At 41.1% G+C, this 15,818-nt stretch carries 17 protein-coding genes and 1 pseudogene; 7 read left to right on the top strand and 11 right to left on the bottom strand.

Translation table 11 applies throughout. From position 1 onward, the window contains the following. Positions 1-84: 84 nt before the first annotated feature. Positions 85-1,425 carry a transposase gene (locus H6G41_RS26425; RefSeq protein ID WP_190750184.1) on the top strand — a complete coding sequence of 447 codons (1,341 nt, stop codon included), beginning with the start codon at positions 85-87 and terminating at the stop codon, positions 1,423-1,425. Here the strand turns inward: H6G41_RS26425 and H6G41_RS26420 are convergent. From H6G41_RS26420 to H6G41_RS26395, 6 genes are all read right to left on the bottom strand, one after another. Further along, positions 1,351-2,010 (bottom strand): hypothetical protein, encoded by a 660-nt coding sequence (locus tag H6G41_RS26420; protein WP_242038053.1) that lies wholly within the window; start codon positions 2,008-2,010, stop codon positions 1,351-1,353. The two genes, H6G41_RS26425 and H6G41_RS26420, sit on opposite strands and share 75 nt — an antisense overlap. A gap of 91 nt (positions 2,011-2,101) precedes the next feature. After that, positions 2,102-3,151 carry a WD40 repeat domain-containing protein gene (locus H6G41_RS26415; protein WP_096648561.1) on the bottom strand — a complete coding sequence of 350 codons (1,050 nt, stop codon included), beginning with the start codon at positions 3,149-3,151 and terminating at the stop codon, positions 2,102-2,104. 163 nt (positions 3,152-3,314) lie between these two features. Continuing rightward, complete coding sequence (locus H6G41_RS26410; protein WP_190662237.1) at positions 3,315-4,739, bottom strand: hypothetical protein; 1,425 nt, start codon at positions 4,737-4,739, stop codon at positions 3,315-3,317. 73 nt (positions 4,740-4,812) lie between these two features. Beyond that, positions 4,813-5,562: a hypothetical protein gene (locus H6G41_RS26405; RefSeq protein WP_035152672.1), complete on the bottom strand. Its 750-nt coding sequence runs from the start codon at positions 5,560-5,562 to the stop codon at positions 4,813-4,815. Positions 5,563-5,633: 71 nt separating this feature from the next. Further along, a complete protein-coding gene (locus H6G41_RS26400) occupies positions 5,634-6,368 on the bottom strand; it encodes a hypothetical protein (protein ID WP_190750182.1) in 735 nt (244 codons plus the stop codon). Continuing rightward, on the bottom strand, positions 6,359-6,871 hold the full coding sequence (locus H6G41_RS26395) for a hypothetical protein (protein ID WP_190750180.1): 513 nt from the start codon (positions 6,869-6,871) through the stop codon (positions 6,359-6,361). The genes H6G41_RS26400 and H6G41_RS26395 overlap by 10 nt, the downstream gene beginning before the upstream one ends. A 186-nt stretch (positions 6,872-7,057) precedes the next feature. Between H6G41_RS26395 and H6G41_RS26390 the strand changes: the two genes are divergently transcribed. Then, entirely contained in the window at positions 7,058-7,483 is a 426-nt protein-coding gene (locus H6G41_RS26390; RefSeq protein WP_096648571.1) for a hypothetical protein, read from the top strand. Here H6G41_RS26390 and H6G41_RS26385 read toward each other — a convergent pair whose 3' ends face one another. Further along, positions 7,484-8,374: a hypothetical protein gene (locus H6G41_RS26385; protein WP_190750178.1), complete on the bottom strand. Its 891-nt coding sequence runs from the start codon at positions 8,372-8,374 to the stop codon at positions 7,484-7,486. 61 nt (positions 8,375-8,435) lie between these two features. On the opposite strand from H6G41_RS26385, the gene H6G41_RS26380 reads away from it, so the two are divergent. Further along, positions 8,436-8,831, top strand: a complete 396-nt coding sequence (locus H6G41_RS26380; RefSeq protein ID WP_308796494.1) for a DUF2809 domain-containing protein — start codon at positions 8,436-8,438, stop codon at positions 8,829-8,831. Between the two features lie 19 nt (positions 8,832-8,850). Here the strand turns inward: H6G41_RS26380 and H6G41_RS26375 are convergent, their stop codons facing one another. Continuing rightward, positions 8,851-10,059, bottom strand: coding sequence for a lysozyme inhibitor LprI family protein (locus H6G41_RS26375; protein ID WP_242038052.1), 1,209 nt, complete (start codon positions 10,057-10,059; stop codon positions 8,851-8,853). Positions 10,060-10,123: 64 nt separating this feature from the next. Then, the gene (locus tag H6G41_RS26370) at positions 10,124-10,756 is read right to left on the bottom strand and encodes a hypothetical protein (RefSeq protein ID WP_190750174.1); all 633 of its coding nucleotides are present in this window, start codon (positions 10,754-10,756) and stop codon (positions 10,124-10,126) included. A 190-nt stretch (positions 10,757-10,946) separates the two neighbouring features. On the opposite strand from H6G41_RS26370, the gene H6G41_RS26365 reads away from it, so the two are divergent. The 3 genes from H6G41_RS26365 (at position 10,947) to H6G41_RS35400 (ending at position 12,624) form a co-directional block, all read left to right on the top strand. Then, positions 10,947-11,618: a hypothetical protein gene (locus H6G41_RS26365; protein ID WP_190750172.1), complete on the top strand. Its 672-nt coding sequence runs from the start codon at positions 10,947-10,949 to the stop codon at positions 11,616-11,618. Between the two features lie 426 nt (positions 11,619-12,044). Next, a complete protein-coding gene (locus H6G41_RS26360) occupies positions 12,045-12,365 on the top strand; it encodes a BON domain-containing protein (protein ID WP_306790449.1) in 321 nt (106 codons plus the stop codon). A 121-nt stretch (positions 12,366-12,486) separates the two neighbouring features. Further along, a complete protein-coding gene (locus H6G41_RS35400; protein ID WP_242038051.1) occupies positions 12,487-12,624 on the top strand; it encodes a hypothetical protein in 138 nt (45 codons plus the stop codon). A gap of 76 nt (positions 12,625-12,700) precedes the next feature. Here the strand turns inward: H6G41_RS35400 and H6G41_RS26350 are convergent, their stop codons facing one another. Continuing rightward, the gene (locus H6G41_RS26350; RefSeq protein WP_190750168.1) at positions 12,701-13,303 is read right to left on the bottom strand and encodes a class I SAM-dependent methyltransferase; all 603 of its coding nucleotides are present in this window, start codon (positions 13,301-13,303) and stop codon (positions 12,701-12,703) included. A gap of 116 nt (positions 13,304-13,419) precedes the next feature. After that, positions 13,420-14,970 carry a cytochrome P450 gene (locus tag H6G41_RS26345; RefSeq protein ID WP_190750166.1) on the bottom strand — a complete coding sequence of 517 codons (1,551 nt, stop codon included), beginning with the start codon at positions 14,968-14,970 and terminating at the stop codon, positions 13,420-13,422. 216 nt (positions 14,971-15,186) lie between these two features. Here H6G41_RS26345 and H6G41_RS26340 point away from each other — a divergent pair. Beyond that, positions 15,187-15,420: pseudogene (locus H6G41_RS26340) on the top strand (Rieske 2Fe-2S domain-containing protein); the annotation flags it as partial. Between the last annotated feature and the right edge of the window lie 398 nt (positions 15,421-15,818).

The raw sequence follows: 15,818 nt of genomic DNA, 5'->3' as shown, positions 1-15,818 counted from the left end.
AGCCAAAAAAAGAGTATAAAAAGAGGGCTGATGTAGTAGAGTTATAGTCTTCCAAAACAACAACTCGAAAGCCACACACAGCCGATGTTTGACATACTAGCACTGTTGCAATGCCTGCTACCAGAAATAAAAGTGACGACGATGCGACAATTAAGCCAGATCATTATGGCGATGTTAGCCATGAGTGGGCGAGTAACGATGTTGGGAATTTCGCGTTGGACGCTTAGTGGTGGTAGTTATCGGTCGGTAATCAGATTCTTTCGTACAGTCATACCGTGGGCAACGGTGTTGTGGGTGTTTTTTCAACGGCATTTGTTTTGCCCAAATGATGTTTATTTGTTGGCAGGAGACGAAGTAGTAATAAGCAAAGCCGGGAAAAAAACCTATGGATTAGATAGGTTCTTTTCCAGTCTAATAAGTAAACCAATAACGGGTCTTTCTTTCTTTACATTATCATTAGTCAGTGTTCAAAAAAGACACTCATTTCCGATTCAGATAGAACAGGTAATCAAGAGCGATGTAGAAAAAAGTATTGTCTCACCAAGCCCAGAAATAAAACCACAAGAAAAACGTGGGCGCGGACGACCAAAAGGAAGTAAGAACAAAAATAAACAGGAGGTGATTTTTACAGCTGAATTACTAAGAATTCAGAAGATGATTAATGAGCTATTTAAGTTAATAGCTAACTTTCTTCCTCTCACTTACTTAGTCGTAGATGGTCACTTTGGGAACAATAATGCTTTGCAGATGGCTAGGCAGGTAAAGTTACACATAATTTCCAAGTTGCGCCACGATTCTGCATTATATATACCTTACCAACATTCTGACCCCAATCATCGTTCTCGTCGTAAATACGGTGATAAGCTGGACTGGCGTAATATTCCTGGGGAATATTTGCATCAAAGTAGTATTGAAGAAGATATCCAAACAGATACTTATCAAGCTACTTTACTGCACAAAGAATTTGCCCAGCCTCTGAATGTAGTGATTTTGGTAAAAACCAATCTGAAAACAGATGATCGCAGTCACGTAATTTTGTTTTCTAGTGACCTAAGTTTATCATACGAGAAAATAATCGACTACTATAAACTGCGCTTCCAAATCGAATTTAATTTTCGTGATGCCAAACAATTTTGGGGATTGGAAGATTTCATGAACAGGGGTCAAACTGCTGTGACTAATGCTGTCAACCTTTCATTTTTTATGGTCAATTTATCTCATTATCTTCTAGCTCAGTTCCGTCAAGATAATCCTGGCTCTGGCATTGTTGATCTTCTGGCTTATTGTCGTGGTTTTCGATATGTTCGGGAAATGTTAAAAATGCTTCCAGAACCACCAGAGCCTATTTTATTATCCCAAATTTTTGCCAAGCTTACCTCTCTTGGTCGTATTCACAATGCTTCTACAGCCGTTGAACCCTCGTAATTTGGCTACAGTATTGTAAACGTCAGGTAGTTTAATTCCATGTTGTGCTTCTAACGCGCTCAACTTTGTTTCAGAACCAATTGGCGGATTAGTCGTGATTTGGGCATAGCGATTGTATGGATCGAATTTTCGCAATCGAGCGAGGGTGACGTGAATTCGTTCAGGAACGCTTAACCATTTTCGCAGAGGTAATTGGCAACCGAAATGACGCTCCACTGTAAAAATGTCTCGATCGTACACCCTCACCCTTCCTTTCGCGTCGTGAGAGAACTGAATTTGTAACTGAGTCAACACCTGACAGAATTGCTCTGCCTCAGCATCAGTCGGAAATAGTCCCACAAGATGGGGATGCTTGATTCTCTTAATCTCCCGATACATAAACTTACAAGCTTCCGCCTCATCCGTAAATTCAAACAGCAGCTGTTGAACCGCACCACGCTCGGTATAAACAACTTGCCAGCTATCGTCCGTTTGAATCAAGCAAATCTCATCATCACCGAAGGAGCGAATCTGATACAGGCTACAACCTTCACCCCAAAGTTTGAGATCGAGTAACTCTGCATTCAGATATTCAACTTCCCACATCCACTCACCTCGAAAACACGCATCTCAATCACCGCCAGTTATGTCTTCACGATCTTGTATCTTTTTATCATGGGTTTTCCCGCTATATTGATTAGGCGATCGCAACAACTTTTATCCCTTGCTTGGTGGCAACAATAGCTTGGAAAGATGTGTAGTCAAACACCAAAGTATTAACCACTGCATCCACGTCATAGGTTTTTATTATTTCCCCTGTCTGAGCTGACAGCACTGCCAGAATTTGCCCTACACCACATAATAAGCTGTTGTTATCCAGCCAAACGATATCACTTTGCCAAGGATTTAATCCATCATGGTCATGGTACAACCGAAAGAATTGACCCCACATTTTCGCCCGATATTGTGACGATTTTTCCCATTTTTTCCATATTTCATGGAGTGGTTCCTGCGTTTGCGGGGATAAAGTGCTTAATATCGAGCGTTCAAGCCGAAAACTTAACAAATCAACACCTTGATATCGATATGCAGTATAAGCCAGACGCTGACCATCTGGGCTAAAACTCAAGCCGCCACGATGACAACGCACACCACCTGAATATTCCCCCAAATAGGTCAATTTATCCTCAAGCATACTGTCAATTCTGTAAAATTGATGGGACTCATCCATGTCTACAGAATTAACAATGAGAAACTGCATTTGTGGATCGATGGCAAAAGCAGCATTATAATCTCGCCAACGACGCAACCAACGAATCTGCTCACCGCTTTCTAAATTAACTAGATAAATATCTCCCCAACCCTCACCAACCAATAAATAGCCCTGGCAAGGTGTTAATCCCAACCAGGAAATATGAGTACATTTACCATGTCCATAATACTCATCCTCCTGGGAATTCTCCTCATAGGGTGCATGGGGTAAGTCAACTCGTTGCAAAACGGAAAAATCATCCCAGCGACGAATCTCAATCCCAAATTCTGGCGTAACCTCAGAAGGAGCCACAGCAAACCTTTCCCCATCCGGTAACAAAACAATACTTGGTACTGATTCAAAATCATAGGGTAACTCGATTTGTCCAATTATCCGGGGTTGTTGGGAAATATCCCACTTCACCAAAGAATGAGGGTATATTGGTGCGATCGCCTGTTTCCTTACCGCGTCGTAAATTAGTGCTTTGCAATCCATACACCTTGCCCTCCTAGCCATCGCCATTAATTTTTCGGCTTTGCTAAATCCAGCTATGAAATATTTTCTGAAAGCCTGGAGGCTCTATCCAAAATCCGGCGGAATCATATTTCCATTCAGCAACGTATATTCTGATTATTCCAGAAACATCTCTAATTATTAATCATGACTCCCCTTGTTCTGCCCGAAAAAGCCGGAGAAAGCCCCCATCAAACCATTCCCCATAGTGAAATCGCAGTTCCCCGGATAGTAGCATCTGACCTCGACAGTAGAGAAAGTAGGTTTCCTTTGGGAAATAACTTTGCAAAGGGAGCAATCCTTTTTTCAACACCGTTCGCTCCCCATTTTGCCAGAGTCTTGCCAGGTGAGATGCTAAACAGTTCAAGAAAAACTCAGCTTTTGGTAAGGAAGGATCTGTTCCTAAAGTTACCAACTCATCTTCTCTTCCTCTCCAATCAACAGACATTTCCCAATCTTCGATGGGAGGTAAGCAGGATTCCAGCGCAGCCCAGACAACTAACTCTAGGTACGTCGGCTCATTCACGTTGGTAAATAAGGCATTCGCATTTATCGGCATCGTAATTTCTAAAACCGTCAACAAGCCGATCGCATTGTGATGTACACTTCCTGTCACCAGCCGATATTGCTTCCCATCGGCTTCAAAGGGAATCGTATAGGGGTATTGCAATTTTGCTTTTTGAAAATGCTGTAAGCAAAGCTGATGAAAGTCAGGTTGAGGTAGTGGTGGATCAAAAAACATCCAATCTAAACACAAACTATTTTTTTCTTGGCTCACAGAAGCACCATCTAAATAACGCCATAGTTTTTCAGCTTGAATGACGCAGCGTTGCAGATTTGGATAAGCAACTAGACAAGCAAGAATTTCTGGTGAGATTTCACGGTTGAGTAGGTTGGCGATCACCATCTGATGCAGCAGTTCATATCGAATTGCTGCAACCTGGTTGGGTGTATATAAGCGTGCTTTTTCTTCAAAAAATAGTAGATATATACTAGCGGCTTCCTCAATCTCAGACAAAATCTGCGGGATTAGTAAAGAGTGAGTAGGACTCGCAGCAGACGCAAAGCGTAAATTCCACTGGGTTTCATTGAGCAGTTCAATTCCCTCGATTTCTTGCAGATTGCTCCAATTCCGCGCAACCTGTATCACCTTCAATGCAGTTCCATAGGGAATACCGTACATCGGATAGTAACTCCCTGGATGCCATAAACAAATCGGTTCATTGTAAGACTCGCCATGAATTTGAAACAGCTGATCTATCAGTTCCCAAACTGCCCAATTTTGATAAACTTGCGGTAGTTTCCAACTGGGATAGCGAATCAACTGCTGGCAATTCCTGACAAAGAAGCGATTATCCTCATTCTCATACATTTCACGCGCCTGAAAGCACTGCCAAAATGTATCATGATGGGCATGACGTGCCAAAAACTGAATTAGGAGCGAATTGTCATATCGGGTTATAGCTTTGCGACTGTGGCAACCAGAGAATAAAACACCTGAATCGCTTTGCGCGATCGCTAGTGTATATCCATCAATTAGAACAAAGGTTTTTCCATGCTTATCTCTCATCCAGCAACTGGTTCAAATAGGTGAAAAATGCTGTAATAATGATTAAATGCTTGAATTTCTCCAACCTTAACCATTAAAGAGGTATGAATTCAGCAGTTTTTAAAGCATTCCTCCAAGCGATACGAGCAGCCATACGATAATCAAACCCCCTACAGATAGATTCGTGATAACTGCCATTAAAGACAGTAATTTTTAGGGATGAAAAAGCTTTATTTTCTAGATGAGAATATTTAATCAGCCCATCGATAATTCCTTCGATCGACTCTGAAATATATTCGTCAATAATATCTGTCTCATTTGGAATTTGCCAAATAATTTTAATCTGATTGTTCTCTAAATTCTGTTCTAATCTGAATGCAATATGAGCGGGCTGACCGATATAAGAGCTACCTATGGTAAATTTACCCTCAGCAATTAATGGTTCTTTAATTGAATAACGTTGATACTCACAACCATGCCAAATATCTAATTCAATTACATTCTGAAATGTTTCCCAAATATTTACTACCCAATGCCACTTTTCCACATATTTACAAATATCGTACCAAGCGGAGTTACGAATATGTTCATAAATTTTCAGCAATATATATAATTCACGAATATCCTGTTTATTCGGCTCCTCTTGGATAACTAATTTCATTAAACGTTGAGCAACTGTGATAGTTTCCTGGGTAAATAGCTCTTCTGAGTCTTCATCGTCTTCATATTTTCCTAATTCTGGTTGCTCATGTAGTGACTCAATTATTTCATTTAGCCAACCAATCTTTTTTTGTCTGGCTTCATAAGTATAGTCTTTTACCCAGTATAATTGTTTGCGGTTCATATAATCAAATATTTTCTAATAATAATTATTAGATATATTATACAGAAAGTACTATAATGGTTTTACTAGGTCTACCATATCTCATCTAGCAAATTTCGTTTTCTTTCTAAAGGAATTGCGGGACAATTTTCAATAAACTGCTTCAACCTAGCCTCGGACAAACCCATTAAATATCCTTGGAAAAGAAGATATGGACTTTGCTGAGAATTCAAGATTGAGATCGATTTTTCAATTTCATAAATCTCATTATTTAAAAAATTGAGATGCATTTGTAACCATTGCTTCGGTGTATAGCGTTCCATCACAACATAAGTCAACAACGGTTGTAAGCAGATTTGAATTTTCACTTCATGTCCTTCTTGTGTCAGAAACAACCCGTAAGTCTCTTGTTCTGGAGGATACAACCCAATTCGTAATAGTCCAGGAAGGGCGTTAATTTTCAGGAGATAGGGTAACTCGACTGCATCAGATTGTTTTCCTGTTGCCAGAAATTGACGAACGAAATCAGGCGGTGACTGATGCCATAACTCAGCACAATTATGCTGTATGATTTCATCAATTGTCATCCAACAGTCTCGCTCGGCACAATCCCAACACCCTCCATTTCCCACCTCTAGCAAAAAAGCAGCATAGGCTTTTGGTAGCTGAATTTCCAATGCTTTTAGAATCGCCACGGATTCAAGCGGTGGATTTAAGTCTATTGTCAAACACATTCCATCTGGATCGAGGTATTTCAAGCGATCTAACGCCAAACGAATCTCCCTAGCAACTTCAATCATTGCAGTTTGATGGGCGGTTAAATGCATAGCTCTAACCCAGAGACTTGCTCCAAAAACATAGTAGCAAAGGATTCACAACGAGGCATGATTTTTGGAAGTTCAACCCGTAGCATTGCGATCGCAGCATCAACATCCTCACAATCACAGTATAAGTGTTCTAGATGATACCCTAGTAAAGCTTCGGGGGTTTCCGTACTCCCACAGCAGTTGTGAGCAACCCAAGCGATGAAGGATTTTGTTGCGCGATACTCCTGAAAGGAGTGGCTGCCGCCATCGCATTCGATATCCAACAAATAAGCTCGAATAAAAAATTCCTCTGAGTAGCCAAGGGCAATTGGAAGCGTTTCAATCAACCCTTTTTTGAGGCACACTTTCGCACCTTTAGTGGCAATTTCCAGTAAATCATCAGCAGGCTTTTCAATCGCCAGAATCTGAGCATCAGCCCAAGCGATTAGGTTCTGCTCAGACACCAACCCAATATTCCACAGGGTGAGTGCGATCGCTAAAGGACTTGGATTTTCCAGTGACATACTCCTCACATCTTCCACCCAAAAAATGGTGAGATTAAATACTCAGCATAAAGCTAAAAGTATTAATTTATCGTTAAAAGCAAACAAAAATACTGTAGCTATATCGCCCAGATTTTCGATTTTGCTGTATGTATACGTAAATGTGCAAGATATTAAGTTAACCTAAATTAGGATTTATTAGCTCAAATGTTCCCAAAACTAAGATGGCGATTGCTGCTTTTCATATTTCCTTTGGTGGTGGTTGGAATTTATCTGCTGCAACCGACTCCCCCCGCACCTTGTGGAAGCCTGAAGAAATTTGGCGCGCTCGAGGAAGGAGAACGCTGTATCATCAATCGTAACGTTACCCTAGAAGGCAATCTCAAAAGACTTCCCAATCAACTAACCGTCAAAGGCAACCTAACTATTAGCGGTACGTACATTGAAGAACTGCCCAATGCAATGGTAGTTGAAGGAAACCTTTTTTTGTACAAAACTAACATTGCCAAACTTCCCCCAGATTTGCAGGTTCAAGGAAACTTCGATCAATATAGTGGATTTGGTTCTCCAGGGGTTAAATGTAACGCAATCCCTAAAACTGCTGTTATCAAAGGGAATCGCAACTGTCACTAATTACGATCGAGTCAAATTGACTATTAGTTCCATGCGATCGCGTAGCTGATGATACACTTGTTTTGCCTTTAACTGTGACTGTGAGCATTCGCTTGCATCAGTCGCTAAAGCTTCAGAAAGCAGTCGTTCAAACGGGGTGCCTTGCAGATTGATTGTCAAACTTCGCTCAGTTGTAAGTAAGCTGTGGGGTAAGCTCTCAATTTGAGTCTTGCTCACATCAATTTCTATTCCTGAAAGCTCTCCCCAGTTGCAAATTGTCTCAGGTAGTTCAGCGATCGGATTGCCTTCAATACTCAGTTCCTTTAACTTCGGAAAGAAGCCAGGATTATCAGGTAGAGAACGTAAAGCCATATAGTCTAGGCGAATGTCTTCAGCTTTGGCAAAGGGAATTTGTCCCCACTCCATCTGCATTTGTGGATGATTCCAGCAGCTAATCTGCCTAAGCATATGTAGTCCTTGGGGCATTTTTTGCCAATTGCTACCATCACACCAGAATTCAGCTAAAGCAGGAAATCGACTCAAATCAAGGTCAAAATCTTCTAATGATTTAGGTTGAGAGATATGCAAAGTTTCAAGATGCTTTAATTTATGAAACGAAAAATGAACTTGTTTGACATTTGGACAGGTTAGTGTTAAATACTCTAAATTTGGTACAGCATCCACAAAATCAGGGATTTCATCAGCTTGAGTCAAAGTCAACTCTAAACCAAGGACGCGATCGAAATATTGCAATCGCTCGATCTCTTTAGGAAAGTTGTCAGTTTTTACATTTATGAAAATTGCAGGAGCAATTCCATGCTTATCAGTGATAGCTTGAATGGCATCTTTTGCTAACTGTATGTCGCCACTCAGCACACTTTGCCAAACTAATTCACTAATTGGATTTATCAATCTAGTCCAATTTTAAAGAACAATGTTACAATCCTGGCGAATTAAACCCAGGAAATCAATCGTGCCTAAACAATTCCGTAATCTCAAGTGGTTGAGATTTAATCCTACCTCTTTCACCCTGTTTGCGATTCTATTTGCAATAGTTGTGATAATTGCACTCTTGTTCCGAGATGATTGGATTAGACCGTTACTGGGCGACGTTTTAATTGTCATGGTGATTGCTTACTTTGTTCATGCTTTTATTGCAGTTCCACTACGGAAGGTTGCTATTGGAACTCTCATCTTTGCCTACTTGATTGAGTTGCTTCAGTTTCTTAATCTCATTGATATTTTAGGCTGGCGAAACTCCCAGCTAGCTCATTTAACAATTGGATCTACTTTCGACTGGCGAGATTTGGTTGCTTATACCCTGGGGATTGCGATCGTTTTCCTCACTGCCAATCGTTTGAAGTCATAAACTACTATTATTTTCCTCTTTATCGAGTGTTCATCATTGCTTTGAGATGACGCAAACGCCCCAGATTTAAACGATTTAGGCATTGCTTACTTCTGGTTTGGCTACCAAAAAACTGTGACTCAAACTTGCAGTACTGAGTTTGATAACGCTCCCAAAGAGCTTGAGTGGTATCTTGTCCAGATGTAACTGGGGCTTGCTGCGGCTCGTCTTCTGAATCATATACAGCTATCCCCTTTAGATCCGCAATGCGATCGTTATTTAGCCGAGCTAAACAGCGATGATAGAGCATGGGTGAAATTGAACCTTCCTGAAAAGGTGCAACCAACTCAGTACAATGGGCTTCACGATACTCTTGCCAGTATTTCTGTGCGATCATAAATGTTTGCTGATACTGCTTCGATAGTCTTGTTGCCCAATCGCCATAAATGCTTGATTGCAAAAGCTGAGTTGTTTTCGACCAATAGACCGCGCATCGATTTAACCCGATCTGTGTCTCATCCACACAATTTAGCTCTGGAATTCCAGGTCGTACAGAACCACTGGAGAGAGCCAAACCACGAGCAGGTGCTGCCAAAAGTTCTTCAAGTTGACGAAGACGAGCCTCTCTGAGACGCTGATAACATTGAGCCAATCTCAGGGTGTTCAGGGAGAATATATCTATTGCGATCTGGCAATGCTGAGTTTGATATTGCTTCCAGTGGCGTTGCACCGATGAATTTCTCAATTTGAGTCGATCGAGTAAGGATTCAAATCGAGGATCGTGAGATTGGAGAGTTATAACCTCGCCTTCTCTCTGCAATTCTAGAATGCGATCGTTATTTAATCGCGCTAAACAGATAGATGTTGCAATTGGAAAATCTGGCGTATTGCGTAAGCGTTGAGTTAACTGTTGGCAGTGTTGTGTTTGAAACTGATGCCAGGATTGATCTGCGATCGCCAGTTGATGTTGAAGGGGTGGAATAAGTTGCGATTCAACATCTTGATAAACCAATGATTTGAGCAAATGGGTTACTTCTGCCCAACGCTTCGCACAGCGATATTCACCTGCTTCAACCTGTCGAACACAGTCCGGTTGCAAAACCCCAGCAAATCCTAATATCACGGTTGGATAAGGTAGAGGAGTCTGTGGCTTGGCATCTGACGCAGGGAGAGCTTGGCTCGGTTCCATACCAAACTGAGTTCCAAATAAAATGACACTCGCAAATATCGCAATCTTAAATTTCATCATTTTCCATAATTAATAATCCTCAGTAGCCTTCAACCACTATCCCTGGCATTTAAATTGTATGAGCTTAATCTCCAATCGTGACATAATACCAATAGGAATTGATTGCACGTTCTACCCTTAATCGATATCCTAAAAATAAATTTTGATCGGGAAGTTTAGCCTGTTCACTATACACAAATCCCTGTGCCCCCCCAAAGACCCTAGCTGTAAAGAACAAAATGTATAATCCATTCTGTCCCCGTTGTGTTTGAATTTCTTTGCTTATTGAAGTGTGATGGTAAGCTGGCGGTAAAGCAGCAAGATTGTTCATACCTCCACCAATTTGATTTGACTGCACCAACGCAATTACTTGTTGCCGACTTGCCAAATTTTGATAAAAATTCGCCGTTAGCCAAAACTGTTCAAACGGGACGATAATCCCAATTACCAATCCTAATAACTGTAGTAACAGTGGAAAAAAGCGTCGCCACCGTTGATTTAGAAAAGAGCCTTTCTGCATGGCACGCACCCAAAAGGAAATCGCCCAAATTAACCCAATCAATACTGCGATCGCACCTGAGATCCAGAGCAATGGTAAGAAAAACCATGTCAGCCAATCTACCCAAACAAAGTGCAACAATCGTATTAACCACAGTCCTAAGCTAACGCCAATGATGTAGCGGACAATCCCTGACTGCCAAACTGAGCGTTTTTTCATAGCCAGCCCTGTGAACGGTTCACTCCATAAGTAATATGCAATCCAGTATAAAAAATATAGTGACTTTGTTGATTCTGAATTGAACTCAGTATATTCTCGTAAATATTAGAAGTGAACTTATAGTTAAATTGAAGTTTGAAATATGAGGCGTATGATTTGAGCCAGTTCATAGGGGAGTAGTAACAGAATAATGGAAGAAATAGAATACCCTGACTGGACAATTGATCGGCGATGCGTGTTACAGAAACTAGAAAATATCGCTAAGGATTACATTCATTACTTTACATATCAAGCAAGAGACTATCAACCAATGGTGGTGATTTGGTCGCGTGATGAATTGCTAAAAGGATTAGATGCCCTTCATTTACTCAATTGTGAGATCGATCAACTGATTTTTGAGCGGATTTCTCAAAATTATCCTCATCTGAGTCAATGTGTTCATGCTGCTGAATGCTTGTGGTATACCAATCCGGAGATTTTAATCCAGGACAGCGATGTGAGCTTGGATTGGATGATGTTTAGTTTGTTTGGGTTGATTGATGATGAAATTCGCGATACTCCAAAGGAGTCGCTGAGTCGCAGAAGCGACACGCTACGCGAACGCGAACGCTGTCTGGAAATAGTCAGAGCCGCAAAACTAAACCAGCCTCGGACATTACTTGCTGAGTTACAAGGACAACAATACGGATACTGTGTCCCGTTAAATGTTATTGATGCCCTAAATAAATTAAATAACCCGACTTCAACCGTTCTAGATGCCCTGGAAAGGGCGACGACGATTCCCAACAGCTACTATGCGGATGAAATGATTCGCCATACTGCTGCGGAAACCTTAAGCAAGTTGAGGGAGAAATATCACTAACAAATTTATGCTTTTTCATTAAAAATGGTCAGACAACCTTGAATTGATGTATTTATATGAAAATTTCCATCTATTTGGCTTATTATTGCCTTGGTACTGCTTTTTGCTGTATTGATTGCGTTCTGCATATGTTTTAGATCCGTGGGAATCAAAGGTTAATATAAAACCCTTTCTTTTAGTAGAAGTTATCAACAGTAATGACAGTTATCTTGAAAGAAATACTCGCTAATCACAAATGAAGCTTAATTCATTGCCCTATTTCTGTAAGAATTTACGGTTTGGAAACCAAAAAATCAACAGCCAAGCGAGTAGAAAGATATAAACTACGGTAACTAGGTAAGACTCATGAGTTGGCTAAAAAGAGTTTGTGAACAAGAAACAAGCAGCCTACTAAAAACAAGGGACGCTGGGCAATCGGAGACGAGTATGAGTCCTGGGCTGACTGGTGAATACGATCAAGCTCGACGCGAGAAGGCTGGAGAGCATCAACCTCCTCCACCTCCTGAATATATGGGACTTGAGGGTGAATACGATCAACTAGGCTTAGCTAAGCGTGTGGCTGAGGCTTTCGAGCAAGCACCACATATCGATGAAATTGAAACTCTACAAATCTGTCAAGATGGTAACACTATTGTCCTCAAGGGTTCTGTGTCAAGCCAGGACATCCTAAATGCTCTCGAAGATGTAGCCGCCAAAGTAGATGGCACTAAAGGAGTAGACACTACCCAAGTGACAATCGCCGCCTAAGCTTTGGTGATGCGCGTTCAAGTTTTCGTTAATCAAAGAAGTCTGTCGTCGCATTCGAGTAGCTCGCAGCTATTGGGATGCTCATAACAATGCCGCTTGTCGAGGTGAGCGCGATCGCGCATTGGCTCTTTACAACACATTAACTAAAGAGCAAAAACAGCAGATACCGCAAGTGTTGCGGGTGTGGCTGCGTTATCGCAGTGAGAAATATTTTGGCGCACATCGAACACCACCCAAGTCGGCACGACAATCGAAATAGATACTACCAGAGCGTTCGTTGTTCAATTCACTCACATTGAGCTTTGAGAAGTGTACTTGCGACACCACCAAAAAAATCAATGCTTTTCTAGGATGCACAAGAGCGCTTTGGGAAGCGGATCGAGTGTCCCATGATAGACCGTTTGTTGAGCCAAACGCAGATTAAATCTCTCTTTAAATATCTGCTGAATCTCCTCTGGGGTAAAGCGGTAAGGGCCTTGTTCTCTTGTTTCCTCTTGAGAGAAGCATTTCAGTAACAGGTAACCATTAGGCTTTAACAGGTTTGCGACTATTTGCACATAAGTACTTCGACTTTGGGGTGGCAGAACGTGGAAGCATCCTCTGTCGAGAATCAAGTCAAAAGATTGTTCCAGACGACTGTTGAGAATGTCATCTTGCTGAAACGAAATTTCCAATCCCTTCTGGTTTGCTTTTGCTGCTGCTTGACGAATGGCAGTCTCTGACAAATCTGTCGCCATCACCTGAAAGCCTCGTTCGGCTAGCGCGATTGCTTGGGTTCCTGGGCCTGTTCCCAAATCCAGCACCGAGCCATTGCTTAATTCAAGGTTGAGGAGGGCTGATTCAATATCTGGATCTAAGCTTGGATTGAACCAGGGCATGGTTTCAACGGCTTGTTCTTGATAGAGCGCTTCCCAATTGGGAAATTCTCGTTGAGTCATTGTTAGTTACCTTTTGAGCTTATAGTAACTATGATGCCGAATTTTGATAGCAACGTAGAAATGTGGGAAATAAGTGTTTCAGCAAACATAATATAACTTTAATTTTGCCTATATATTTAAGTTCTCAACTGGAAGCGCACTGGCATTTTATCGGACGGATAAATTAACAGGTTTTGCTGTAATTCTTCTAGAGAAGCCCGACCCTTGACTAACTCCCAGTCAAAGTAGCGGAGCAATAATGATAGCATCAAAGTTGCTTCTAGCATTGATAGATGCTCTCCCAAGCAACGATGAGAGCCTGAGCCAAAGTGTATCATTGGCAGTGAACTAGTTTCTTTACTCTTATCTAGCCAACGTTCTGGCAGAAATTCTTCAGGATTAGCATATACTTCTGGATCTCTTCCCGCCGCAAGCATTGACCAAGATACTTTTGTACCGCGAGGAATTACTTTACCTTCAATTACTGTGTCGCGTTGAGTTTGTAATGAAGTCGAACCGGAAGCGACTGAATAAAGGCGCAAAGTCTCTTTCATAATTGCGCTAATATAAGCCAATTCTTTGAAGCTTTCGGCGTTAATTCCACCTTGGCTTTGCCAAATTTGATCAACAATATTTCGTGCTTGCTGAAAAACCCTGGGATTTAAGCTCAACTCCCCAACTGCAAAAGATAATGAATGAGCTGTTGTGTCAGTACCAGCTATTAACAGTTCAATAGATTCTGCGATTAATGTTTCCCGGTTGTATTTTGGTTCTTTAGCAGCAATTTTGACTAACATTGATTCTCGAAACAAAGGACTAACTTCTGCTAAATCAGTCTGATTTTGTTCTCTCATCTGTAAAGCTAAGTCTATACGAGGAGTGAGAAATTCATCTAAATATCGTCTTGTTGCCCAATATTCTCGTGAATTTTGAGTTGGCAAATATTTCATCCACAGCTTCTCGCCAGCAGCTTGTCTTAGGAACCGATAGCCAATAATAGACATCGCTTCGTATACTTTGGGGACTTCCAGAGGAGGGCCTTCAGGACTAGTACTGTTTCTATCTACAGGAATCCCTAGTACTAGACAGGAAATCACCCTCATTGTGAGTTCAACAAACAAAGGATCTACCTCCACTTCTTTTGGTGGTTCAGCTTCCTTGATTGTTTCAATTACTTGTTCGCAGGCTTGGCTAATAATTTCCAGATATTTTGAGATACCGCTAGAACTGAATTCTGGGTTCCAAGCTTTGCGTCGCCACTGCCACTCAGTTTCGGTTTCTCCTAACATAATGGGGCCACTGATATCGTTCCAAGCTTGGAGTAATCGCTCAGATCTAATCAAGCTACCATCTCTCATCCCATTGACAATGGTATCTTCAATAACCTTGGCTTTACTTAAAATGACAATTGGATTAGTGCCATTCCAGATCACATAAATCGCACCTAGCTGCTTGCTCCAATCAAAAAATTGCAGGAATAATCTTTTCTGTTTCACTGCTGCTAAAATCTGCGGCAGATTTCCAAATAGCCAGTGTTTAGGAGGAGAGGGTAGGGATTGTAGCGATTTATATATATTTTTTTGTTTCCACCAGCGCCAACCTATTGTTCCCGCTAGGCTAGTAACGCCTAGCGCTAAATATGGTGCTGAGTCAGGAAAAGCAATCTGAGCAGTAATATCTTGGAGCATGAATCCGCCTTCTTCCACCAAAAACTTCAGATTACCCAGATACTAGCGTATTGTTTCAAATTTCGCAGAAATGATTTTTTCGGCTCGCTATTCCCTAATAAAGCTGCAATTACACATTTTATCCCCTATTTACTGCTTCCTGCGCTTGAATAGTCAAACTCTTTTATCCCTAGTTCAAGAAGTAGATATAATTTTTGTTAATTATTGAGTAGAAAAATGACAGATAAATTCAACTTTTTTCAGCAGTGGTATCCTCTATTACCAATCGAAGATTTAGCATTAGACAAACCAACTTCAGTGACACTTTTGGGACTGCGTTTAGTTATCTGGAAACCCAAATCATCTCAAAGTTTCCGGGTATTTTTAGATCAATGTCCCCACCGCCTTGCTCCCCTAAGTGAAGGACGCATTGATAACAAAACAGGGAATTTAATGTGTAGCTATCATGGTTGATTCATTGTCAACGACCGCACAGGGTTATTTCCCTTTACATTTTCCCAGAAATGGTAAATCTTCCAAAACTGGATGCTCCCCTTTGACATAAAGGGGCCACCGTGGTCGGGTAGCAGGACTCTATCGCTATAATCCCGCTACCCGACCACGGTGATGCCTAGAAGCGTCCACAGGCACTCAACTTTAGAAGATTTAGCTTGGGTATAAATAAATATAGTTTAGTTAAGTGCCTTTATAGGAGCACGGCAGCCAAAATATTTTTCACAACTAGACCATATTACTCAAGCCGTGTCCTAGGGGAAACGCATCTTATTTCCTAATAAAAACTAAGAGAGATTTCAAAATGACATTGATAATTGTAAAAATTCCGGCAATGATAAATAAAACAAATAAAA

The sequence above is a fragment of the Tolypothrix sp. FACHB-123 genome (genome assembly GCF_014697075.1).
Lineage (GTDB): Bacteria > Cyanobacteriota > Cyanobacteriia > Cyanobacteriales > Nostocaceae > Aulosira.
This window is presented reverse-complemented; position numbering and strand designations above follow the sequence as displayed.